We start from the raw sequence: 21,895 nt of genomic DNA, 5'->3' as shown, positions 1-21,895 counted from the left end.
CGCGCGCGCCCATCTGAGCCCCGGATGAAAGCCGCGGACGCGCCTGCCCCGACCGATCTTGCCGCGCCGCTTGCCGACTGGTTCGCCGGAAGGGGCTGGCGGCCGCGGCGACACCAGATCGAGATGCTGGCGGCGGCGCGGACGGGGCGGCACACGCTGCTGGTGGCCGCGACCGGAGCGGGCAAGACGCTCGCCGGTTTCCTGCCGACGCTCGACGAGCTTGTCGCCGCGCCGCGCGGCGGCATCCACACGCTGTACATCTCGCCGCTCAAGGCGCTGGCGATCGACGTGCAACGCAACCTGCTCACCCCGATCGAAGAGATGGGGCTGGACATCACCGTCGAGGCGCGCACCGGCGATACGCCCAGCGACCGCAAGGCGCGGCAGCGGGCCAAGCCGCCCAACATCCTGCTGACCACGCCCGAATCGCTCAGCCTGCTGCTCAGCCATCCCGACAGCTTCAGGCTGTTCGCTGGGCTCGCCTGCGTCATCGTCGACGAGGTCCATGCCTTTGCCACCGGCAAGCGCGGCGACCTGCTCGCGCTGGGCATGGCGCGGCTGCAGGCGATCGCGCCAGCGATGCGCCGCACCGCTTTGTCGGCGACGGTCGCGGATACCGACGGCTATCGCGCGTGGCTCGCCCCCGACGGCGACATCGACACGGTCACGTTGGTCGAGGGAGAGCCCGGCGCCGATCCCAACATCGCCATCCTGCTGCCGCAGGACCGCGTGCCGTGGTCGGGGCATTCGGGGCGCTATGCCGCGGCGCAGGTGATGGCCGAGATCGAGACGCACCGCACGACCCTGGTGTTCTGCAACACCCGCAGCCTGGCCGAACTGATCTTCCAGGACCTGTGGAAGGCGAACGACATGAACCTGCCGATGGGGGTGCATCACGGCAGCCTGTCGCGCGAGGCACGGCGCAAGGTCGAAGGCGCGATGGCCGATGGTCGCCTGCGCGCGCTGGTCGCCACCGCCAGCCTCGACCTAGGAGTCGATTGGGGCGATGTCGATTGCGTCGTGCAGATGGGTGCGCCCAAGGGCTCGTCGCGGCTGCTGCAACGGATCGGCCGCGCCAACCATCGCCTCGACGAGGCGTCCGAAGCGGTGCTGGTGCCGGGCAATCGCTTCGAGTATCTCGAGGCGCGCGCCGCGCTCGACGCGGTCGAGGCGGGCGAGCTCGACCCCGATATCTTTCGCCCCGGCGCGCTCGACGTCCTTGCGCAGCATCTGATGGCGTGTGCCTGCGCCGCCCCGTTCGATGCTGCGACTATGCTGCACGAGGTTCGCGCAGCATTGCCCTATTCGGCGCTGTCGCAAGAGGTCTTCGACCGCGTCCTCCAGTTCATCGCCGACGGCGGCTACGCGCTGCGCGCCTATGACCGTTTCAAGCGGTTGACGCGTGACGGCGACGGCCTGTGGAGGGTAGCGCATCCGCGCTTCGTCACGCAGCACCGCTTGAACGCGGGCATCATCGTCGAGGCCGACATGCTCGATGTGCGGTTCAAGAACGGGCGCAAGCTGGGCAAGGTCGAGGAATATTTCGCCTCTACGCTGTCGCCGGGCGACACCTTTTTCTTCGCGGGGATGAGCCTCGAGGTCGAGCGGATGACCGAGCTCGACCTGGTGGTACGCGCGACCGCGCGGCCGGCGCGGGTCCCGACCTATGGCGGGTCCCGGATGCCGCTGTCGACCAACCTTGCCGATCGCGTCCGCGGTTTCCTGCACGACCGCAGCGAATGGCCGCGATTTCCGCCAGACGTACGCGAATGGCTGGAGATGCAGGATCGCCGCTCGCTGCTGCCCAAGCCCGGCGAGTTGCTGGTCGAGACGTTCGAGCGCGAGGGGCGGCATTATATGGTCGCGTACAGCTTCGAGGGGTGGAACGCGCACCAGTCGCTCGGCATGCTGATCACCCGGCGGATGGAGGCATTGGGACTCAAGCCGGTCGGCTTCGTGTCGAACGACTATGCGCTCGCCTGTTACGGGCTGGAGCCGATCACCGATCCGGCGGCGCTGTTTTCCAGCGATATCCTCGAAGACGAATTCGTCAGCTGGGTGCAATCGTCGAGCCTGCTCAAGCGCGCGTTTCGCGAAGTGGCGGTGATCGGCGGGCTGGTCGAGCGCAACCATCCCGGCAAGAAGAAGACCGGCAAGCAGGTCACCTTCTCAACCGACCTCATCTACGACGTGCTGCGCAAATACGAGCCGACGCATCTGATGCTGCAGGCGGCATGGGAAGATGCGCGCGCGCGGATGACCGATGTCGGGCGGCTCGCCAGCCTGCTCGAACGCGCGGCGGGCACGATGGTGCATGTCGATCTCGACCGCATCAGTCCTCTGGCGGTGCCGGTGCTGGTGCTGATCGGCCGCGAAAAAGTGTCGCAGGGATCGACCGACGACGCCTTGCTCGAGGAAGCCGAAATTCTCGCGGCGGAGGCGATGCGGCCCGACTGAGCGGCAGCGGCGATTGCGGCGGGGTGCCCGCAGGCCTATCATGCGCCATGTCCCGCCGGGCCACCGCGACTATCCTGTCCGCGCTGCTGATCGCCGCGCCCGCATCCACGCAGACGCTCCCCTCCGTCCCAGCCGAAGCGCCGGCATCGGTGCCGGTGAGCCCGGTCGAGGATTCGGTGCAGCTGGTGATGCTGGCGCTGCTCGGCGATCGCATCACCCTACCCGTCTCGATCGGCGGGCAAGGGCCATATCGCTTCATCCTCGATACCGGATCCGAACGCACGGTGGTCTCGCACGAACTGGCGCGGACGCTTGATCTTGCCGCGGGCAGGCGGGTGGTGCTGACCACGATTACCGGCCGTACTCCCGCCGCGACCGTGATCGTGCCGACCATCGCGATCGACGCGCTTGCCGCGACCGGGTCGATCGAGGCACCGGCGCTCGATGCCATCGATCTGGGCGCGGCCGGGCTGATCGGGCTCGACACGTTGGCAGGCCGCGCCGTGTCGATCGATTTCGACGCGCGGTCGATGGTGGTGCGCGACGCGCGGCGCCGGGCGCCCGCGCGGCCGAAGCCCGACGAGATCATCGTGCGCGCGCGGTCGCTGCTTGGCCAGCTGATCCTGACCGAGGCGCGGCTGGGTTCGCAGCGGGTCGACGTCATCCTCGACACCGGCACCGGCGTCAGCATCGGCAACCTCGCGCTGCAGCGCGCGATCGCGGGACGCCGCGGCATGCTGCGCCGGATCGAGCTGACTAGCGTGACCGGCGAGCAGATCGGGGCCGACTATCATGCGGTCCCGCAATTGTCGGTCGGCGGGATCACCTTTCGCGACATCCCGATCGCGTTTCTCGATGCGGCACCGTTCCGGCGGCTCGGGCTGGACCGACGACCCGCGATCCTGCTCGGCATGGATGCGATGCGGCTGTTCCGGCAGGTCGATATCGATTTCGCGAACCGCGCGGTTACCTTCCGGCTTCCCGCCGATTTGCGTCGCCGCGGTGCGCCGCCGGGCTTGTGATCGTGCGTCCATGCCGTCATAGCGAAACCATGGTTCCCTTTTCGTTCGGCGGTCACGATTTCCTGGCGCTCGGGGCAGGCGCGCTGTTCTGGCCGCTGCATCGCGCCCTGCTGGTCGCCGACCTGCATTTCGAAAAGGCGAGCTGGTTCGCGCAGTTCGGCCAGATGCTGCCGCCCTATGATTCGCTGATGACGCTCGACGATCTCGAAGCGGTGGTGGCGCGCTGCGACGCGCGCGCTTTGTGGTGCCTGGGCGACAGCTTCCACGACGCAGCGGGTTGCGAGCGGCTTCCCGGCCAGGCGCAGGCCCGGCTGCGCGCGCTGACCGGCGCGCTCGACTGGACGTGGATCACCGGCAACCACGATGCCGGCATGACCGACCATTGCGGCGGGCGCATCGTGCGCGAAGCGATGGTCGATGGCCTGATGCTGCGCCACGAAGCCGAGCCGGGCGAGCCGCGGCCGGAAATTTCGGGACATTTCCACCCCAAGCTGCGCGTCACCGTGCGCGGACGGCGGATCGCGCGGCGCTGTTTTGTGGCGACGCCGACCAAGCTGATCCTGCCCGCATTCGGCTCGCTGACTGGCGGGCTCGACGCCGACCACCCGGAGATCGTGCGTGCCGTCGGACGCGGGGCGCAGGCGCTGATCGCGACGGACACGCGGCTGATGCGCTTTCCGATCGCGGCCTGAGCGATCTTAAGCGGTCGCGGTGCGAATGAATTCCGCAGCGCGCTCGCCGATCATGATCGACGGCGCATTGGTGTTGCCCGAGACCAGTTTCGGCATCACCGACGCGTCGGCGATCCACAGGCGATCGACGCCGCGAACGCCGAGCTGCGGCGTGCAGACCGCATCCGCGTCGGACCCCATCCGCGCGGTGCCGACCGGATGGTACACGGTGTCGGCGCGCTGCCGGATCAGCGCCTCCAACGCGGTATCGTCGTCCAGATTGACCGGATAGCGATCGCGCCCGCGATAACCGGTCATCGGCGGCGTTTGGAGGATGCGGTACATCGAGCGCACCCCGCGCTTCAATGTTTCGACATCGCGCTGGTCGGACAGGAACTGCGGGTCGATCAGCGGCGCGTCGGCGACGTCGTTCGTCGCCAGCCGCACCGTCCCCGAACTTTCCGGCCTGAGCACGCAGGCGTGGCAGCTATAGCCGTGCCCGGCGACCTGCGTGCGTCCGTGGTCCTCGACGATCGCGATCAGGAAGTGAAACTGGACATCGGGCGCGGGTGCGGTCGGATCGGTCTTCACGAAGCCGCCGGCCTCGGCATAGGGCGTCGTCATCGGACCGGTGCGGTTGCGCAGCCAGCGCGCGATGCCCCGCAGCGACTTGACGCTGCCCGCCAGCGACCGCCCGAGGAACAGCGAGCCCTCGGTCTCGAACGCGGCGACATAGTCGATATGATCCTGAAGGTTGGTTCCGACAGCAGCGCGATCGACTGCCACCGGAATGCCGTGGCGTTGCAGATGCTCGCCGGGGCCGATCCCCGACAGCATCAACAATTGCGGTGTCGCGAACACGCCGCCCGCCAGCACCACGCCCCCACGCGCGAGCAGCGTGTGGATGGTGTCGCCCTGGCGATAGGTGACGCCCACCGCGCGTCCATTTTCGAACAGCACCCGCTCGACAAGGACGTCGGTCAGCACCTTCAGATTGGCGGGATGCTTGCCGTCGCCGAGATATGCCCGCGCCGCACTCCAGCGTTCGCCGTTTCGCTGCGTTACCTGATACAGGCCGACGCCCTCGATCTCGGCGCCGTTGAAATCGGGATTGCGCCGCATCTGCAGCGCCTGCGCGGCATCGAGGAACGCTTCGCTTCCCGAATGCGCGTGGTTCTGGTCGCTGACCCATAAGGGCCCATCGGCGCCGTGATACGCGTCTCCCCCACGGACATTATGCTCGGCGCGCTTGAAATAGGGCAGAACGTCGTCATAGCCCCAGCCGGTCGCGCCGATCGCTGCCCAATTGTCATAGTCCCACCGGCATCCGCGCAGATACAGCATCGCGTTGATCGCGCTCGATCCGCCCAATCCCCTGCCGCGCGGCTGATAGCCCCGCCTGCCGTTCAGCCCCGGCTGCGGAACGGTCTCATAGCGCCAGTTGGTGCCCTCCGACTGGAACGGCATCATGCCGGGCATCACGGTCTTGAGCGAGGTGTTGCGCCCGCCCGCCTCGAGCAGCGCGACCGTGCGATTGGCGTCTTCGCTCAGCCGCCCGGCAACCGCACTGCCGCCCGATCCGGCTCCGACGACGATGAAGTCGACTGCGTCCATTTCCCCTCCGCTTCGTTCTTTGCCTGCCAGCGGGCGCGGATCGCGTCCGAGGTGTCGCGGCTGCCGTCATGGCTCCAGCCGGGTTCGCGCGCGATATAATTCCATTTGTGCCGCCACGGTGCGTGCCACACGTCGCGGGCGATGCCGATCCATTCGTGGAACGCCGCCCACAATATGTTAAAGCTGCCGAGGTCCCTGACGATGCCGTAGCGCGGCCGATCGTCGTCGCGCTCGGGCTCGAAGGTGCCGAACAGCCTGTCCCAGACGATGAACACGCCGGCATAGTTGCGGTCGAGATAGCGCGGGTTGGTGGCGTGATGGACGCGGTGGTGCGACGGCGTGTTCATCACCGCTTCGAACCATTTCGGCATCCGGTGGATCACCTCGGTATGGATCCAGAACTGATAGACCAGATTCACGCCTGCGACGAAGAAGACCATCGCCGGCGGAAAGCCGATCAGGAACAGCGGCAGCCGGAACAGGAAACCCAGAGAGAAGAAGCCGGTCCAGGTCTGCCTGAGCGCGGTCGACAGGTTATAATGCTGACTCGAATGGTGGATGACATGGCTCGCCCAAAACCAGCGCACGCGATGCGCCGACCGGTGGAAGGCATAGTAAGCCAGGTCGTCGAGCACGAACGCGACGACGAACCATCCCCACGCATAGCCGATATCGAACAGCGCGAACTGGTGGACCCATGTCGCCAGCGCGAACACCAGCCCGCCCGACAGGATACCGGCAATGGTGCTGCCCAGGCCGAGCCCGAGCGAGGTCAGCGTGTCGCTGGGGCAATACCGCCTGCGGTCCTTTGCCCATGCGACCAGCATCTCGGCGAACACCAGCGCGACAAAGGCGGGGATCGCTAGATCGACGGGGCTGGGCAGATCGGGCATCGACGGCAGCTTACATGCGTGTCAGTTGCCGCGCCAGTGTCCCTGCCCCGCCCAGCCTAATCGCGGATCGCGACATAGCCGAACCAGCGGTCGCCGGTCTCGACGACGATCCCCTCATCGGTGTCGGCGGTGCGGATCGGCGGTTGCAGGTGCCGCGCGGCGATCCGCGCGCCTGCGGCCTTGAGCACCACCGCACTTCCGTCGGCACCCTCGACCAGTGCCGCCCGGCCCTCGCGATCGACCTGCGCGGCAATCGCTTCGAACCCGGCGACCGCTGCCTGTGCCGCGGCGATCGCCTGCGCATCGTCGGCGATCGCGATACCGCCCAGCCCCAGCCACCGCGCCGTTCCCGCCAAGGCCAGGATCGCCCCGAGCGACCCGACCAGCAGCGTCCAGTTCACCGCGCCGAGCCCAATTGGTCGAGTAACGGTCGGATACCGGTCAGGTCGTACCCCGCCGCCTGCCCCATCGCGACGATCGCATCGGGCTCGTCGCCCGCCTTGGTAGCCGCCAGCGCCCACAAATTGCACGAACGCGTTCCCGAACGGCAATAGGCAAGCAGCTTGCCCTCGCTGGCATCGATTGCGGCGGTCATCGCATCGACCTGCGGCAACGAGAACCCGGCATGGGTGATCGGGATCGCGGTATAGGCCAGCCCCGCGCTCTCGGCGGCGGCGCGGATCGCGTCGCCGCTCGGCTGGCCCGCATCCTCGCCATCGGGGCGGTTGTTGACGATCGCGGTGTAGCCGTCGGCGGCGAGGCTTGCGACGTCGCCCGGCTGGATTTGCGGTGCGACCGCAATGCGGTCGGTAATCGGTCGAATGTCCATGGCGCTACCTTTAGCCTGCCTGCGCGATCACCGCCAGAAACGCGTCGCCATAAGCCTCCAGCTTGCGCGTGCCGACGCCGGTGATCGCGCCCAGCGCCTGGCGGCTGTCGGGGCGCAGCGCCGCCATGTCGCGCAGTACCGAATCGTGGAAGATGACATAGGGCGGGACATTGCCGTCCTGTGCCAGTTCCCGGCGCTTGTTGCGCAGCGCCTCGAATAGCGGATCGCCGTTTGGATTGAGCGCGGCATTGCCCCCGCCGCGCCGCCGCCGCTCGCGCTTGGGCGGCACGACGAGCCTCAACGTCTCGCCGCCCTTGAGCAACCCGCGCGCGCCGGGGCCGAACTCCAGCCCGCCATGCGCATTGGCGCGCAGCGCGTCGCGCAGCAGCAGCGCTCGGCCGACCGGCTTGATCAGCGCGGCCTCCTCGTCCTCGGCGATGTTCCACACCGACAGGGTCTCGTGCCCGTTCATCAGGCTGCGCTCGCTCGACTGGCCGGTCAGCACCGCCTCGACATAGCCCGCGCCGAACATCTGGCCGGTGCGGAACACCGCCGAGAGATATTTCTGCGCGACCACGGTGGCGTCGACGGCGGCGGGCGCGTTCAGGCAATTGTCGCAATTGCCGCACGCTTCGGGCGGATCCTCGCCGAAATGGCGCAGCAGGATCGCGCGGCGGCATCCGGCGGTCTCGACCAGCGCCGCCAGCGCGGTCAACCGGGTACGCTCGCCGGGCTGTCGCGCGGGTTCGACCTCGGCGATGCGCTGGCGCGCGCGTGCGAAATCGTCGGCGCCCCAGAACAGGTGCGCGACCGCCGGATCGCCATCGCGCCCGGCGCGGCCGGTCTCCTGGTAATAGGCCTCGATCGACTTGGGCAGGCCGGCATGCGCCACGAAGCGGACATCGGGCTTGTCGATGCCCATGCCGAACGCCACGGTGGCGCAGATCACCATATCCTCGGATGCGACGAAATCGGCCTGATTGCGGGCGCGGACCGCGGGGTCGAGTCCGGCATGATAGGCGCGCGTCGGGCGGCCGGTGCGGCCCAGCGCCTCGGCCAGCTTCTCGGTCGCGGCGCGCGTCTGGGCATAGACGATGCCGGGTCCGGGCTGATCGGCCATCAGGTCCGCGATCTGCCGCGTGGTCTGGTCGCGCGGCGAAATTGCATAGCGGATGTTGGGCCGGTCGAACCCGGCGACGATCATCCCGTCGCGCGGAATACCGAGCTGTTCGCAGATGTCGGCGCGGGTATGCGCGTCGGCGGTCGCGGTGAGCGCGAGCCGCGGCACGTCGGGAAAGCGATCGAGCAGCGGGCGGAGCAGGCGATAGTCGGGGCGGAAATCATGCCCCCATTCGCTGACGCAATGCGCCTCGTCGATCGCGAACAGCGCGAGCGGCGCCTGGCTCAGCAGGGTGCGGAAGCCCTCCCCCGAAGCGCGTTCGGGCGCGACATAGAGAAGATCAAGCGCACCGCCGCGAAACCGCTCGATCGTCTCATCCCGGTTGCTGTCGACCGAGGTCAGCGTCGCCGCGCGAATGCCGACCGCTTCGGCTGCGCGCAACTGGTCGTGCATCAACGCGATCAGAGGGGAGATGACCAGGCAGGTTCCTTCCAGCAGTTGGCTGGGAAGCTGGTAGGTCAGCGACTTTCCTGCGCCGGTCGGCATCACCGCCAGCGTGTGCTGCCCGGCGAGCACGCGGTCGACGACGTCGGCCTGCACCCCGCGAAAGCCGGAAAAGCCGAAGGTGGTGCGGAGGATTTCGAGCGGATCGCGCATCGGGTGCCAATAGGATGGCGGGCGCGGCAGTGTCGAGGCTCGAGCTGCCTTGCCCGGTTGCAACCCTCCCATCGCGTTCGTGTCGAGCGAATTCGAGACACCCCGCACACCGCTCGGGACGAACGAGGGCTAGCTGGTCGCCGGTAGCACCAGCCTCGCCGTCGTCCCCGCCCCGCCGATCAACGCGAAACTACCGCGCAGTTGTTCCGCCAGCATCGCGGCGATGCGCAGGCCCAGGCTCGCCTGCTGGTCGATCGCGAAGCCGTCCGGCACGCCATGACCATCGTCGCGGACCTCGACCACGACACCGCCATCGGCCCCCCGCGACAGTTCGACCTCGATCCGGCCGCCATCGCGCCCTGCGAACCCATGCTCGATGGCATTGGCGACCGATTCGGCGACGATCAGCGCCATCGGAATCGCCGCATCGGGAGCAAGCTCCTCATCGGCGGCGCAGGTCACGCGCACCTCGACGTCCTTGCGCCCGCTGGCGTCGACGACGTCGGCGCAAAGCGGCTCGAGTAGCGAGCGTACGTCGCGCGCACGGCCCGACGGATCATAGAGCTGGCGGCTGATCCGCCCGATCACCGCCATCCGCCGCGATGCCTCGTCGAGCGCAGCGCGCGCAGCCGCATCGCCGACCTGACGCTTCTGGAGGCTGAGCAAGGCGGCAACCACCTGCAGATTGTTCGATACGCGGTGCTGCAGTTCGCGAAACAACAGCTCGCGCGTATCGGCGAGCGCGCGGCTGCGTTCGCGTTCGGCGGCGAGCTTGGCATTGGCGCGCTGCATCCAGTGGATGATCAGCACGTCGGTGCCGACCACCAGCGCGTAGAAGCCGAGCGCGGTGGCGATACCCGATCCGAGTTCGAAGCGGTCGGGCGCGCCGATGAAGAAATACCACGACAGCAGACCGCCGAGCACGCCCGACAGCAGTCCCTGGCGCGCACCGAACAGTGCCGACGCGAGGATGACCACAGGGAAAAAGGTTACGTAGGGAAAGCCGGTGGGGAACAGCGGATCGGCAGCGAATCGCGCAACCAGCGCGGCCGCGACGAGCGCGAGCGTGGCGATCGTCGCCAGTCCCGGGCGATCGACCGCGATCGGGAGCCGTTCGAGCAGCGGCGCGCCTGCGCTTTCATCGGGTTTCCGCATCCGATACGCCTATGCAACAAGTTGGACGATTGCCAGCCCCGGCGGCGGGAGCGCGCTCCCGACTGCGCACTGTGCCCGCGTTCACGAAAAAAGGGGGACCACCCGGCCCCCCTTCCTCGATCACGTCTAGGCGGCGATCAGTTCTCGGTAATGAACGAAGGCAGGCCGATGTCGCCGCCATCGTCCTTGGCACCTTCGTCGCGACGCGGGCCGCGGCTGTCGTCGCGCGGGCCGCGGTCGCGGCGCGGGCCACGATCACCCGAGCCACGCTCGCCGCCGCCGCCTGGACCACGGCCACGGCCGCCGTCGCCGTCACGGCGCGGGCCGCGCGGACCACGATCGCCGCCCTCACGCGGTTCGCGGGCCGGGCGGGTGTCTTCCAGCTCGGCGCCGGTCTCCTGATCGACGACGCGCATCGACAGGCGCACCTTGCCGCGCGGATCGATCTCGAGCACCTTGACCTTGACCGCCTGGCCTTCGCTCAGCACGTCGCTGACCTTCTCGACCCGCTCGTTCTTGATCTCCGAGACATGGACCAGGCCGTCCTTGCCGCCCATGAAGTTCACGAACGCGCCGAAGTCGACGAGGTTGACGACCTTGCCGTCATAGATCTTGCCGACCTCGGCTTCCTCGACGATGCCCTTGATCCACGCGATCGCCGCGTCGATCTGCGCGGTGTCGGACGACGAGACCTTGATGACGCCCTCGTCGTCGATGTCGACCTTGGCTCCGGTCGTCGCGACGATCTCGCGGATTACCTTGCCGCCGGTGCCGATGACGTCGCGGATCTTCGACTTGTCGATCTGCAGCGTCTCGATGCGCGGCGCGTGTGCCGACAGCTCCTCGCGGGTGTGGTCGAGCGCCTTGGCCATCTCGCCCAGGATGTGCGCGCGGCCTTCCTTGGCCTGCGCCAGCGCCTTGCGCATGATCTCTTCGGTGATGCCCGCGATCTTGATGTCCATCTGCATCGTGGTGATGCCCTCGGACGTGCCCGCGACCTTGAAGTCCATGTCGCCGAGATGATCCTCGTCGCCGAGGATGTCGCTGATCACCGCAAAGTCCTTGCCTTCGAGGATAAGGCCCATCGCGATGCCCGACACCGGACGCTTCAAGGGAACGCCCGCGTCCATCATCGCCAGCGAACCGCCGCACACCGTCGCCATCGACGACGATCCGTTCGACTCGGTGATGTCCGACAGGACGCGGATCGTGTACGGGAACTCGTCCTTGCTCGGCAGCACCGGGTGCAGCGCGCGCCAGGCGAGCTTGCCGTGACCGACTTCGCGGCGGCCAGGCGCACCGAAGCGGCCGACTTCACCGACCGAATAGGGCGGGAAGTTATAGTGCAGCATGAAGTTCGAGTAGCTGAGGCCATCGAGGCCATCGATCATCTGCTCGGCATCCTTGGTGCCCAGCGTGGTCGTGCAGATCGCCTGCGTTTCGCCGCGGGTGAACAGCGCCGAGCCGTGCGCGCGCGGCAGGAAGTGCACCATCGCCTCGATCGGACGGATCTGGGTGGTGGTGCGGCCGTCGATGCGCGTACCGTCCTTGAGGATGGCGTTGCGCACGATGTTCGCTTCCAGCTTCTTCACCAGCTTTAGCGTGCCGAGATATTGCGCGGGATCGCTTTCCTGCAGGTCGGCGAACACCTCGCGCGCCTTGGCGCGCGCTTCGTTGAGCGCGTTCTGGCGCTCCGACTTGTTGGTCAGCTTGTATGCGGCGGCGATGTCCTTGCCGATCGCGGCGTCAAGCTTGGCGAGCGTGGCCGACTTGTCGGCGACGGGAGCGAGTTCCCACGGCTCCTTGGCGGCCTGTTCGGCAAGATCGATGATCGCGTTGGCGGCTTCGCGGCACGCCTTGTGCGCGACCTGGACCGCGCCGAGCATGACGTCTTCCGAAAGCTCCTTGGCTTCGGATTCGACCATCATCACGGCATTGCCGGTGGCGGCGACGACTAGGTCTAGATCGCCTTCCTTGATCTGGGTCGAGTTAGGGTTGAGGATATATTCGCCGTCGACATAGCCGATGCGCGCCGCGCCGATCGGGCCCATGAAGGGAACGCCCGAAATCGTCAGCGCCGCCGATGCCGCGACCATCGCGAGGATATCGGGCTCGTTCTCGCCGTCATAGCTGAGAACCTGACAGATCACGTTGATCTCGTTATAGAATCCTTCCGGGAACAGCGGGCGGATCGGACGGTCGATCAGACGGCTGGTCAGCGTTTCCTTTTCGGTCGCGCCGCGCTCGCGCTTGAAGAAGCCGCCGGGAATGCGGCCCGCAGCCGAGAATTTTTCCTGATAGTGGACGGTGAGCGGGAAGAAGTCCTGCCCTTCCTTGACCGAGCGTGCGGCGGTGACGGCGCACAGCACGACGGTCTCGCCGAGCGTCGCCATGACGGCGCCATCGGCCTGCCGCGCAACGCGGCCGGTTTCGAGCGTCAGGGTCTGTCCGCCCCACTCGATGCTTACGGTTTTGGTATCGAACATTTGGTTTCCTTTACACCAGCCACCCGATGTGGCTGGGGCCCGTGTGCGAGCCGTTCTTGGCTCGTGAGGTCGGGCCGAATTGCCTTTCCCCGTCGTACCCCGGCGGCAGGGCACCCATCAAAATGCTATTTTGATGGGACCCGAAGGCCGGGGCCCAGCTCCAGCGGCTGGAAGAGCGCTATCGCGCCTGAACTTGCTGGATCCCGGCCTGCACCGGTATAAAAATGGCGCCCGAGGGCGCCATTTTCACTTGCGAAGACCCAGCTTCGCGATCAGCGCCGAATACCGCTCGGCGTCCTTCTTCTTGAGATAGTCGAGCAGCGAGCGCCGCTTGTTGACCATCATCAGCAGCCCGCGGCGCGAATGATTGTCCTTGGCATGCGTCTTGAAATGTTCGGTCAGCGTGACGATCCGGTCGGTCAGTATCGCGACCTGGACCTCGGGGCTGCCGGTGTCGCCCGACTGGCGGGCATGTTCGGTGATGAGCGCTTCCTTGCGCTCCGGAGTGATCGACATCGTGGTCCTTTCGATTAGAGGTTGAAGCCACGGACGACACGGACCTGACGGCCCGAAACCTCTACCAGCGCGACCGGGACATCGTCCGCAATCGCGAAATATCGGCCATCGTCGGCAGCGATCCCGATCAACACCCGCCCCTGGCGGAGCAGCCCTGCCTGATCGGGGGAGAGGGATAGAGCCGGGATGTCGTCCAGCCCCGCCCTCAACGGCAGGAGGATGTCTTCAAGCGCGCGGGCAGTAGCGGATTGGTTCAGTTTGTCCAGCGAAATCGCGTGGTCGAGCCCGAACGGCCCGGCTCGGGTGCGGCGGAGCATCGTCACCGACCCGACCGTGCCGAGCGCAAGCGCGATGTCGCGCGCCAGGCTGCGGATATAGGTGCCCTTGGAGACATGGGCGGTGAGGGTGACCTTGTCGACTTGCTCCTCCGCGCCGGAGCTATGCACCAGCGAAAACACCGTCACCGCGCGGGTCGCCAGCACCACCTCCGCCCCGGCCCGCGCCAGATCATAGGCCCGCTCGCCATCGACCTTGAGCGCGGAATAGGCCGGCGGCATCTGCTCGATCGGTCCGGTGAAGCGCGGCAGTACCGCTTCGACGTCCGCCAAGGTCGGCCGCACGTCGCTCGTCGCGATCGCGGTCCCCTCGGCGTCGAGCGTGTCGGTCTGCGTCCCGAACCCGATCGTAAACTCATACACCTTGCTCGCGTCGAGCATCCGCCCGGCGAGCTTGGTCGCCTCGCCCAATGCGATCGGCAGCACGCCGGTCGCCAGCGGATCGAGTGTCCCGCCGTGCCCGACCTTCACCTTGGGATAGCCGCCCTGACGCAACGCGCGCTTGACCGCGCTTACCCCCTGCGTGGAGCCGAGCCCGAGCGGTTTGTCGAGGATGATCCAGCCGTGCATTACGTTCCCATCGCCGCGACGAAATGCCGCCGGCACATCGCCACATAGCGATCGTTGCCGCCGATCTCCGTCTGCGCGCCCGATCGCACCGGATCGCCATTCGCGTCGATGCGCAGGTTCATCGTCGCCTTGCGCCCGCACTGGCAGATCGACTTGAGCTCGACCAGCGAATCGGCAATCGCCAGCAGCCGCGCCGACCCTTCGAACAGCTCGCCCTGGAAATCGGTGCGCAGGCCATAGGCGAGCACCGGCACGTTCGCCTCGTCGGCGACTCGCGCCAGCGCCGCGACCTGCGCGGCGGTCAGGAACTGCGCCTCGTCGACCAGTACGCACCCGACCGGGCTGCGCGCATGCTCGCCCGCCACGCACGCGAACAGGTCGGTGCCTGGCTCGAACGGCAGCGCCGCGGCTTCGAGCCCGATGCGCGAACCGATCCGCCGCTGACCCATGCGATCGTCGATCGCGGCGGTGAACAGCATCGTGTGCAGTCCGCGCTCGCGATAGTTGAAGTCTGCCTGGAGCAGGGTCGTCGACTTGCCGGCGTTCATCGACGCATAATAGAAATAGAGCTTGGCCATGGCGCTGTCTGCCGCAACGGGGCGCCGACGACCAGCCGCATGGTATTGCAGCTGTGGGCAAGCCTGTGGACAATCCGGCGCATTTGCTCCGCCGTAACCATGACGTACTAGCCGCCGGGTAGGGAGACCACCGCCATGCGCCTGATCGTCCATATCGGCCTGCACAAGACAGCATCGACCTGGCTGCAGCATCTGTTCAACGACAATGCCGAAGCGCTGGCGCAGCACGGCGTCTATTATCAGCGGCAGCCGGGGTATCCGGCCCACCACGATGCTGCATGGCAGCTGCTTGTCGGCCGGTCCGGGCCGCTCGACACGATGTTCGAGGAGGCGCGCGCGGCGCGGTGCGACACGCTGGTGCTGTCGTCCGAGGATCTCGAAGCGGCGATCTTCCACCGCGCGCCGATCGACGCGATCGAGACGGCGGCGGCGCGCGCGGGTGCCTCGATCGAGTGGCATGCGGTGCTGCGCGATCCCGGCGCCTGCTTCGCCAGCCTGTTCGCGCAGCTCCAGCATCATGTCTATGCCGACGCCACGGCGATGTTCTACGCCGTGATGCGCACCGGCGCGCTGCACATCGCCGATCCGATGGCTGGGGCGCTGGGCACTCCCTATTGGCACTATTGCTTTGATGCGGAACGGCACCTGACGCGCTTTGCCGCCGCGACGCGATTTCCCGTGATCGCCCATGATTTCGACGACGGCGATCCTTATCCGGGCTGGCGGATGCTGGCAGCGATCGGCGCGTCCGAAGCGGTCACCGCGCTGCCCGGCACGAGTGCCCGCAATGCCCGCATGGCGCCGCTCGACGTCGCACAAGGCTATGTCGCGAGGATGCTCGAGGCGGTCGGAGACGACGATGCTGCCGAAGCGATGCTGCCGGGGTTGGAGGCGAGCCTGCGTGCCAGCCTCGACAGCGTCGATCGCTATGCCGCGATCGTCCACGACCGCTACGAACCCGGCCGCCAGGCCGCGCTCGCGACCTTTCGCACGCAATCGTCACGATCGTGAAATCTGGAGCGGGCGAAGGGATTCGAACCCTCGACCCCAACCTTGGCAAGGTTGTGCTCTACCCCTGAGCTACGCCCGCTCGAGCGGATCGGGCCGCAAGGGGCTCGATCAAGGCGCAGGCCACTAGCATCGGCATCGGGGCGCCGCAAGCCCCCATGGCGCGGCCGGGAAAAAGGTTGGCCTCGCGCACGCAAGCGCCCACATAGGAGCCGAACCTTCATCCTTATCAATGGAGCCGCTCTTGGCCACGCTGGGTATGTCCGCCGCCGACAAGCAAGCCATCGAAACCTTTCGCCGCGACGTCGTCGAACCGTCGATGACCAAGCTGGTGATCATCGATTTCTGGGCGGAATGGTGCGGGCCGTGCAAGGCGCTGAGCCCTGTGATCGAGAAGGTCGCCGCCGACTATGCCGACAAGGGCGTGGTGCTCGCCAAGATCGACGTCGATGCCGACAAGTTCATCGCCGCTCAGTTCCAGGTCCGCTCGATCCCGACGGTGTACGCCATGTTCCAGGGCCAGCTCGTCGCCGACCTCACCCAGGCACGCACCGAATCGCAGCTCAAGGCGATGCTCGACCAGGCGTTGGCGCAACTGCCGATCGAAAGTCCCGCGGCGGATAAGGAAGCCGAGATCGAGCCGCTGCTGGCGATGGGCGAAGAGGTGCTGGCGAGCGGCGATGGCGAGCGCGCGATCGGCATCTTCGGACAGATCGTCCAGATGGCGCCCGATCATCCCGGCGCGCAGGGGGGCCTGATCCGCGCGCTGATCGCCGCCGGCCGCGTCGACGAGGCGGAGATGGCCATCGCGCATCTCGACGCCGATGGCGATGCCGGCAAGGGTCTCGAGATCGATCGCGCGCGCTCGGCGCTCGCGCTGGCGAAAAACGCCGCCCCGGTCGGCGACCTGGCGCCGCTCGAAGCGGCGGTCGCTGCCAACCCCGGCGACATGGATGCACGGCTTGCGCTCGCCGGCGGCCAGATGGCGGCTGGCGAGCGCGATGCCGCCGCCACGACCTTGCTGGCGATGATCGCCGAGGATCGCGACTGGAACGACGCAGCGGCGCGGCAGCGACTGCTCCAGCTGTTCGACGTGGTCGGGCTGGAGGATCCGTGGGTTTCGGCACAACGCCGCAAGCTGTCGGCGGTGTTGTTCGGATGACGCAGCGGCTGTCGGTGTTTCCGCTGGGGGGAGCGCTGCTGTTCCCGCGCATGCACCTGCCGCTGCACATCTTCGAGCCGCGGTATCGCGCGATGGTCAGCGACGCCCTCGCCCGCGACCGCCGGATTGGCATGGTCCAGCCGCGCGGCGCGGGCGATCCGCCGCCGCTGTTCGAGATCGGCTGCGTCGGCCGCATCGTCGATGTCGAGGCGATGGAGGACGGGCGCTACGATCTCGTGCTCGAGGGTATCGCGCGGTTTCGCATCGTGCGCGAGCTCGACGTCGCCACCGCGTTCCGCCAGGTGGAGGCCGAGATCGAAGCGGTCGGCGAGCCCGAGACGCTGTCGCTGGGCGAGCGTGCGTCGATCGAGATGGAATCACGCCGGTTCGCCGATGCGCAGGGCTATGCGGTCGATTGGGAAGCGGTGTCGCGGCTCGACGACGAATCGCTGGTCAACGGCATCGCCCAGATCGCGCCATTCGACGTCGCCGCAAAGCAGGCGCTGCTCGAATCCGACGGCCTTTCGCCGCGCGCCGACATGATCGTCCAGCTGATGCAGTTCTTCGGTCGCCACGGCGACGATGTCGGGACGCTGCAATGACCGCGGCGGCGATGCTCGACGAGTGGCTGCTGTCGATCCTGGTGTGCCCGGCGACGCGCACCAGGCTGCGGCTCAGCGAGGACGGTTCGGAACTGGTGTCGGACGAGGCAGGGCTCGCCTATCCGATCCGCGACGGCGTACCGGTGCTGCTGATCGAGGAAGCGCGGCGGGTCTAGCCCTAGCCCTGCCCGGAACGTCCCTACCCCCAACGCTGCGCCGCGCGCGCGATTGCGAGCGCCTCGTCCCAGGCCAGCACCGACCCGGCATTGTCCCTCGCCACCGCTGCCAGTTCGGCAGCGCGGACGCGATCGACGCCGCGCGCGAGATGCGCCGACGACCAGCGCCTGAGCGCGCGGACGGTCGCCGGCTTCTCGCGAAAATGCACGCGCCGCGCGTCGATGACGCGATCGACCCCTTCGCCGCGATCGATCTCGCTGCGCATCTCCGCCAGCGCGACCAGCCGCTTGCCGAGCTGGCGCAGCAGCGGGATCGGTGAAGTATCGCCTCCCATCGCGCGGACTTCGGCGCCGGTCGCGACCGGATCGCCCTCGACGATCGCAGCGATCGCGGCAAACAATGTGTCCTCGTCGCGGACGGCGCCGATCGCATCGAGCACCGCATCGTCGGCGTCGGCCGGCCGGTCGGGCGCGGCGTCGAGGTAGAGCGCGATCTTCTCGACTTCCCTGGCGAGCAAAGCGCGATCGCTCCCGACCGCTTCGGCGAGGCGCGCCGCCGCGCCCGGCGCGAGCCGGACGCCGTGATCGCGCGCGACCTGTGCCGCGATCCGGGCGGCATCGGCGCCCTCCGGGACATAGCAGGCGCACGACAGCACGCCGCGCGTCGCTTCCGCCAGTTTGACCAGCTTGCCGCTGCTCTTGACCCCGCAGGCGATCGCCACGACCGGATTGACGGCGCTTTGCGATGCGATCAGCAAGTTCACCGCCTCGTGGCTCTCTTCGCCGATCGTCGCGCGGATCCAGCGCTTGTCGCCGAACAGCGACAAGGACGCGGCCTCGTCGGCGAGACGGCCGGGATTGGCCTTGAGCGCTGCGGCGTCGAGATCGACCCGCTCGGCGTCCGGCCCGAGCCTGCGCCCGAGTTGCGCGGCAAGCTCCTGCGCCGCCGATTCGTCGGGACCGTGCAGCAGGATCAGCCGGAGATCGCCCGCCCCGCGGTCGATCGCCTGGCGAACCGCATCGGGCTTAACCTTCATCGCGCGGCCGGGTCGGTACGCCGGGTGTAGAGTGCGACGCGGGTGACGATCTGGTCGGCGACGATCACCGACAGCCGCTCGAGCGCCGCCTGCTCCGCCGCGATCGTGGCATATTCGGAACCGACCACGTCGATCCCGGCGTCCGACCCGGCGGTCTGGTCGAGCAAGGTCAGCCCGGTGGCCAGATCGATCAGCTGGTAGCGGGCCCGCAGGGTCCGCCGTTCGCGCGTGATCGTGTCATCGCGGCGCACGCCCAGCCCGATCAGCGAATCGTCGAGGACGACTTCAAGGCGATAGGCCGGCGTGGCAGCGCCCGGCCCCGCCAGCCGATCGCGCAGCGCGTTCGCGATCAGCCAGCCCGCCTGCCCCTCGATCGGCGCGACCTCGACCGCGGCGAGCGCCGATCGCACCGCGCCGCCCTCAGCGCCGCCATAGAGCGGCCGCAGCCCGCAGCCCGCCAGCGCGGCGACAAGCATCAGCGCGGCGGCGATGCGGATCATGCGACCAGGTTCACGAGGCGGTCGGGGACGACGATCACCTTGCGCGGCGGCTTGCCCTCGAGCAGGCGAACCACGTTCGGCGACGCCAGCGCCGCCGCTTCCACCGCATCCCTGGCCGCGCCCTTGGGCATGGTCAGCGTGTCGCGCAGCTTGCCGTTGACCTGGATCGCGATTGTCACCTCGTCATCGATCAGCAACGCCGGATCGACATCGGGCCACGCGGCGTCGGCGACCAGACCCTCGCCACCCATCGCCGCCCAGGCTTCCTCGGCAATGTGCGGTGCCATCGGCGCGACGATGCGAACAAGGGTGCGGATCGCTTGCGTCCGAGAGGCGGAAGGTGCCGCTTTTTCGATGGCATTGACGAGTTCATAGAGCTTAGCGACCGCCTTGTTGAACTGCAGCGCCTCGATATCGGTCGCGACCCCGGCGATGGTCTGGTGCAGCTTGCGGTCGAGCGCGGTGTCAGTGCCCGGTGCGTCGGCGACGCCATCGAACAGCCGCCACAGCCGCTGTACGAACCGCCACGCCCCCTCGATCCCGCTCTCCGACCATTGCAAGTCACGCTCGGGCGGCGAATCGGACAGCATGAACCAGCGCACCGCGTCGGCGCCATATTGATCGACGATGCCGGTCGGATCGACGGTGTTTTTCTTCGACTTCGACATCTTCTCGATGCGGCCGAGCGTGATTGGCTTTCCGGTCGCGATCTCCACGCCGTCGCGAACCTCGTCCGGCGAGAGCCATTGACCGCTCGCCGCCCTGTACGTCTCGTGCGTCACCATGCCCTGGGTGAACAGCCCGGCAAACGGCTCCGCGACATCCAGTTTGCCGACGTGGCGCAGCGCGCGCGTCCAGAACCGCGCATAGAGCAGGTGCAGGATCGCATGTTCGACCCCGCCGATATACTGCGCGACCGGCAGCCAGCTCTCAGCGACCGCCTTGTCGAACGGCTGGTCGTCCGGCTGGCTGGCGAAGCGGATGAAATACCATGACGAATCGACGAAGGTGTCGAGCGTGTCGGTCTCGCGCCGCGCCGGCTTGCCGCACGACGGGCAGTCGACATGCTTCCAGGTCGGATGGCGATCGAGCGGGTTGCCGGGGACGTCGAAGCTGACGTCTTCGGGCAGCACCACCGGCAGCTGCTCCTTTGGCACTGGCACCACGCCGCACGCGTCGCAATGCACGATCGGGATCGGCGTGCCCCAGTAACGCTGCCGCGACACGCCCCAGTCGCGCAGCCGCCAGACGGTCGTGCCCTTGCCCCAGCCTTCGGCTTCGGCGCGCGCGATCACGGTGCGCTTGGCGGTATCGACGTCCATGCCGTCGAGGAAGCGCGAGTTCACCAGCGCGCCCGGGCCGGTATAGGCCTCGGCGCCTTCGAACACCGGGTCGGTCGCCTCGCCTTCACCAACCACGCGGCGGACCGGCAGGTCGTATTTGCGCGCGAAATCCAGGTCGCGCTGGTCGTGCGCGGGCACCCCAAACACCGCGCCGGTGCCATATTCCATCAGCACGAAATTGGCGATGTAGATCGGCAGCTGCCACCCGGCGTCGAACGGGTGGGTAGCGGTCAAGCCGGTGTCGAATCCCAGCTTCTCCTGCGTCTCGATCTCGGCCGCGGTAGTGCCGCCCTGTTTGCAGCGCTCGATGAACGCCGCAACTTCCGGGTTCGCGGCAGCGAGCGCCTGCGCGATCGGATGGTCGGCGGCGACGGCGACGAAGCTGGCGCCGAAGATCGTGTCGGGACGCGTGGTGAAGACTTCGACCGCGCCGCCATCGGACGTGGCGAACCGGAACTGCAATCCCACCGATTTGCCGATCCAGTTCTCCTGCATCAGCCGGACCTTGTCGGGCCATTTGTCGAGGCTATCAAGGCCGTCCAGCAATTCGTCGGCGAAGTCGGTGATCTTGAGGAACCACTGGCTCAGCTTGCGCCGTTCGACCTGCGCGCCCGATCGCCAGCCCTTGCCATCGATCACCTGTTCGTTGGCAAGCACGGTCATGTCGACCGGGTCCCAGTTGACCGCACTTTCCTTGCGATACACCAGCCCCGCCGCGAGCAGATCGAGGAACAGCGCCTGTTCATGCCCGTAATAGGCCGGATCGCACGTCGCCAGTTCGCGGCTCCAGTCGAGCGCGAAGCCCAGTCGCTTCAGCTGCGCGCGCATCACCGCGATATTGTCATAGGTCCAGCCGCCGGGATGGACGCCGCGCTCCATCGCCGCATTCTCGGCCGGCATGCCGAACGCGTCCCAGCCCATCGGGTGCAGCACTTCCATGCCCTGCATCCGGCGGAACCGCGCCAACACGTCGCCCATCGTGTAATTGCGGACATGCCCCATGTGGATCTTTCCCGACGGATAGGGAAACATCTCGAGCACATAGCTTTTGGGCTTGGGCGACGCGTCGTCGGCCGCGAAGGTCCGGCGTTCCTCCCAGACCGCCTGCCACGCCGCATCCGCTTTCAACGCGTTGAACCGCGACGCCATGATCGCGTGGTTCCT

General features: G+C 67.6%; 20 protein-coding genes and 1 tRNA gene. 7 read left to right on the top strand and 14 right to left on the bottom strand.

All coding sequences use genetic code 11. The features are described 5' to 3' along the window. The first annotated feature begins 24 nt into the window (after positions 1 to 24). The 3 genes from FHY50_RS11960 to pdeM are packed head-to-tail and all read left to right on the top strand — an operon-like array spanning position 25 to position 4,171. Complete coding sequence (locus FHY50_RS11960; RefSeq protein WP_140230929.1) at positions 25 to 2,457, top strand: ligase-associated DNA damage response DEXH box helicase; 2,433 nt, start codon at positions 25 to 27, stop codon at positions 2,455 to 2,457. A 47-nt stretch (positions 2,458 to 2,504) separates the two neighbouring features. After that, entirely contained in the window at positions 2,505 to 3,479 is a 975-nt protein-coding gene (locus FHY50_RS11955) for an aspartyl protease family protein (protein WP_140230928.1), read from the top strand. A gap of 29 nt (positions 3,480 to 3,508) precedes the next feature. Next, a complete protein-coding gene (gene pdeM / locus FHY50_RS11950) occupies positions 3,509 to 4,171 on the top strand; it encodes a ligase-associated DNA damage response endonuclease PdeM (RefSeq protein WP_140230927.1) in 663 nt (220 codons plus the stop codon). A gap of 6 nt (positions 4,172 to 4,177) precedes the next feature. Here pdeM and FHY50_RS11945 read toward each other — a convergent pair whose 3' ends face one another. The 10 genes from FHY50_RS11945 to FHY50_RS11900 all read right to left on the bottom strand — a co-directional run bounded on the left by FHY50_RS11945 (position 4,178) and on the right by FHY50_RS11900 (position 14,903). Continuing rightward, the gene (locus FHY50_RS11945) at positions 4,178 to 5,764 is read right to left on the bottom strand and encodes a GMC family oxidoreductase (RefSeq protein WP_140230926.1); all 1,587 of its coding nucleotides are present in this window, start codon (positions 5,762 to 5,764) and stop codon (positions 4,178 to 4,180) included. Then, a complete protein-coding gene (locus tag FHY50_RS11940) occupies positions 5,698 to 6,657 on the bottom strand; it encodes a sterol desaturase family protein (RefSeq protein WP_140230925.1) in 960 nt (319 codons plus the stop codon). The genes FHY50_RS11945 and FHY50_RS11940 overlap by 67 nt, the downstream gene beginning before the upstream one ends. A gap of 56 nt (positions 6,658 to 6,713) precedes the next feature. Then, positions 6,714 to 7,058 carry a hypothetical protein gene (locus FHY50_RS11935; RefSeq protein WP_140230924.1) on the bottom strand — a complete coding sequence of 115 codons (345 nt, stop codon included), beginning with the start codon at positions 7,056 to 7,058 and terminating at the stop codon, positions 6,714 to 6,716. Further along, complete coding sequence (locus tag FHY50_RS11930) at positions 7,055 to 7,486, bottom strand: protein tyrosine phosphatase family protein (protein ID WP_140230923.1); 432 nt, start codon at positions 7,484 to 7,486, stop codon at positions 7,055 to 7,057. The genes FHY50_RS11935 and FHY50_RS11930 overlap by 4 nt, the downstream gene beginning before the upstream one ends. A 10-nt stretch (positions 7,487 to 7,496) precedes the next feature. Then, positions 7,497 to 9,263, bottom strand: coding sequence for a RecQ family ATP-dependent DNA helicase (locus FHY50_RS11925; protein ID WP_140230922.1), 1,767 nt, complete (start codon positions 9,261 to 9,263; stop codon positions 7,497 to 7,499). Between the two features lie 129 nt (positions 9,264 to 9,392). Then, positions 9,393 to 10,418 carry a sensor histidine kinase gene (locus FHY50_RS11920; RefSeq protein WP_140230921.1) on the bottom strand — a complete coding sequence of 342 codons (1,026 nt, stop codon included), beginning with the start codon at positions 10,416 to 10,418 and terminating at the stop codon, positions 9,393 to 9,395. 137 nt (positions 10,419 to 10,555) lie between these two features. Beyond that, positions 10,556 to 12,904 carry a polyribonucleotide nucleotidyltransferase gene (gene pnp / locus FHY50_RS11915; RefSeq protein WP_140230920.1) on the bottom strand — a complete coding sequence of 783 codons (2,349 nt, stop codon included), beginning with the start codon at positions 12,902 to 12,904 and terminating at the stop codon, positions 10,556 to 10,558. A 246-nt stretch (positions 12,905 to 13,150) separates the two neighbouring features. Continuing rightward, positions 13,151 to 13,420, bottom strand: a complete 270-nt coding sequence (gene rpsO / locus FHY50_RS11910; protein WP_140230919.1) for a 30S ribosomal protein S15 — start codon at positions 13,418 to 13,420, stop codon at positions 13,151 to 13,153. Between the two features lie 14 nt (positions 13,421 to 13,434). Next, positions 13,435 to 14,325 carry a tRNA pseudouridine(55) synthase TruB gene (gene truB / locus FHY50_RS11905; protein ID WP_140230918.1) on the bottom strand — a complete coding sequence of 297 codons (891 nt, stop codon included), beginning with the start codon at positions 14,323 to 14,325 and terminating at the stop codon, positions 13,435 to 13,437. Next, positions 14,325 to 14,903 (bottom strand): thymidine kinase, encoded by a 579-nt coding sequence (locus FHY50_RS11900; protein ID WP_140230917.1) that lies wholly within the window; start codon positions 14,901 to 14,903, stop codon positions 14,325 to 14,327. The genes truB and FHY50_RS11900 overlap by 1 nt, the downstream gene beginning before the upstream one ends. Before the next feature lie 135 nt (positions 14,904 to 15,038). Between FHY50_RS11900 and FHY50_RS11895 the strand changes: the two genes are divergently transcribed. Further along, positions 15,039 to 15,914, top strand: a complete 876-nt coding sequence (locus FHY50_RS11895) for a hypothetical protein (protein ID WP_140230916.1) — start codon at positions 15,039 to 15,041, stop codon at positions 15,912 to 15,914. A gap of 4 nt (positions 15,915 to 15,918) precedes the next feature. Here the strand turns inward: FHY50_RS11895 and FHY50_RS11890 are convergent. Then, positions 15,919 to 15,993, bottom strand: a tRNA-Gly gene (locus FHY50_RS11890). Positions 15,994 to 16,170: 177 nt separating this feature from the next. Here FHY50_RS11890 and FHY50_RS11885 point away from each other — a divergent pair. Genes FHY50_RS11885 through FHY50_RS11875 form a run of 3 tightly spaced genes read left to right on the top strand, consistent with a single transcriptional unit; the run spans position 16,171 to position 17,851 of the window. Beyond that, positions 16,171 to 17,073 (top strand): tetratricopeptide repeat protein, encoded by a 903-nt coding sequence (locus FHY50_RS11885; RefSeq protein ID WP_140231188.1) that lies wholly within the window; start codon positions 16,171 to 16,173, stop codon positions 17,071 to 17,073. Further along, complete coding sequence (locus tag FHY50_RS11880) at positions 17,070 to 17,675, top strand: LON peptidase substrate-binding domain-containing protein (RefSeq protein WP_140231187.1); 606 nt, start codon at positions 17,070 to 17,072, stop codon at positions 17,673 to 17,675. Before FHY50_RS11885 ends, FHY50_RS11880 begins: the two co-directional genes overlap by 4 nt. Then, a complete protein-coding gene (locus tag FHY50_RS11875) occupies positions 17,672 to 17,851 on the top strand; it encodes a Trm112 family protein (RefSeq protein WP_140230915.1) in 180 nt (59 codons plus the stop codon). Before FHY50_RS11880 ends, FHY50_RS11875 begins: the two co-directional genes overlap by 4 nt. 23 nt (positions 17,852 to 17,874) lie before the next feature. On the opposite strand, the gene holA is transcribed toward FHY50_RS11875, so the two are convergent. Genes holA through leuS form a run of 3 tightly spaced genes read right to left on the bottom strand, consistent with a single transcriptional unit; the run spans position 17,875 to position 21,880 of the window. Next, on the bottom strand, positions 17,875 to 18,888 hold the full coding sequence (gene holA, locus FHY50_RS11870; protein ID WP_140230914.1) for a DNA polymerase III subunit delta: 1,014 nt from the start codon (positions 18,886 to 18,888) through the stop codon (positions 17,875 to 17,877). Then, positions 18,885 to 19,388, bottom strand: coding sequence for an LPS assembly lipoprotein LptE (lptE, locus tag FHY50_RS11865; protein ID WP_140230913.1), 504 nt, complete (start codon positions 19,386 to 19,388; stop codon positions 18,885 to 18,887). Before lptE ends, holA begins: the two co-directional genes overlap by 4 nt. After that, positions 19,385 to 21,880, bottom strand: coding sequence for a leucine--tRNA ligase (gene leuS, locus FHY50_RS11860; protein WP_140230912.1), 2,496 nt, complete (start codon positions 21,878 to 21,880; stop codon positions 19,385 to 19,387). The genes lptE and leuS overlap by 4 nt, the downstream gene beginning before the upstream one ends. Positions 21,881 to 21,895 lie beyond the last annotated feature (15 nt).

Origin of the sequence: Sphingomonas japonica (assembly GCF_006346325.1) — a bacterium.
GTDB lineage: Bacteria > Pseudomonadota > Alphaproteobacteria > Sphingomonadales > Sphingomonadaceae > Sphingomonas > Sphingomonas japonica.
Note: the sequence above shows the minus strand (reverse complement) of the source record. Positions and strands in the feature narration are given on the sequence as shown.

Excerpts from the sequence above, each read along its gene's own strand:
- leuS (WP_140230912.1), bottom strand. The coding sequence starts at position 21,880 with ATGGCGTCGCGGTTCAACGCGTTGAAAGCGGATGCGGCGTGGCAGGCG.
- FHY50_RS11945 (WP_140230926.1), bottom strand. The coding sequence starts at position 5,764 with ATGGACGCAGTCGACTTCATCGTCGTCGGAGCCGGATCGGGCGGCAGT.
- FHY50_RS11925 (WP_140230922.1), bottom strand. The coding sequence starts at position 9,263 with ATGCGCGATCCGCTCGAAATCCTCCGCACCACCTTCGGCTTTTCCGGC.
- pnp (WP_140230920.1), bottom strand. The coding sequence starts at position 12,904 with ATGTTCGATACCAAAACCGTAAGCATCGAGTGGGGCGGACAGACCCTG.
- lptE (WP_140230913.1), bottom strand. The coding sequence starts at position 19,388 with ATGATCCGCATCGCCGCCGCGCTGATGCTTGTCGCCGCGCTGGCGGGC.
- FHY50_RS11875 (WP_140230915.1), top strand. The coding sequence starts at position 17,672 with ATGACCGCGGCGGCGATGCTCGACGAGTGGCTGCTGTCGATCCTGGTG.
- FHY50_RS11955 (WP_140230928.1), top strand. The coding sequence starts at position 2,505 with ATGTCCCGCCGGGCCACCGCGACTATCCTGTCCGCGCTGCTGATCGCC.
- FHY50_RS11930 (WP_140230923.1), bottom strand. The coding sequence starts at position 7,486 with ATGGACATTCGACCGATTACCGACCGCATTGCGGTCGCACCGCAAATC.
- FHY50_RS11895 (WP_140230916.1), top strand. The coding sequence starts at position 15,039 with ATGCGCCTGATCGTCCATATCGGCCTGCACAAGACAGCATCGACCTGG.
- FHY50_RS11960 (WP_140230929.1), top strand. The coding sequence starts at position 25 with ATGAAAGCCGCGGACGCGCCTGCCCCGACCGATCTTGCCGCGCCGCTT.
- FHY50_RS11900 (WP_140230917.1), bottom strand. The coding sequence starts at position 14,903 with ATGGCCAAGCTCTATTTCTATTATGCGTCGATGAACGCCGGCAAGTCG.
- holA (WP_140230914.1), bottom strand. The coding sequence starts at position 18,888 with ATGAAGGTTAAGCCCGATGCGGTTCGCCAGGCGATCGACCGCGGGGCG.
- truB (WP_140230918.1), bottom strand. The coding sequence starts at position 14,325 with ATGCACGGCTGGATCATCCTCGACAAACCGCTCGGGCTCGGCTCCACG.
- pdeM (WP_140230927.1), top strand. The coding sequence starts at position 3,509 with ATGGTTCCCTTTTCGTTCGGCGGTCACGATTTCCTGGCGCTCGGGGCA.
- FHY50_RS11880 (WP_140231187.1), top strand. The coding sequence starts at position 17,070 with ATGACGCAGCGGCTGTCGGTGTTTCCGCTGGGGGGAGCGCTGCTGTTC.
- rpsO (WP_140230919.1), bottom strand. The coding sequence starts at position 13,420 with ATGTCGATCACTCCGGAGCGCAAGGAAGCGCTCATCACCGAACATGCC.
- FHY50_RS11885 (WP_140231188.1), top strand. The coding sequence starts at position 16,171 with ATGTCCGCCGCCGACAAGCAAGCCATCGAAACCTTTCGCCGCGACGTC.
- FHY50_RS11940 (WP_140230925.1), bottom strand. The coding sequence starts at position 6,657 with ATGCCCGATCTGCCCAGCCCCGTCGATCTAGCGATCCCCGCCTTTGTC.
- FHY50_RS11920 (WP_140230921.1), bottom strand. The coding sequence starts at position 10,418 with ATGCGGAAACCCGATGAAAGCGCAGGCGCGCCGCTGCTCGAACGGCTC.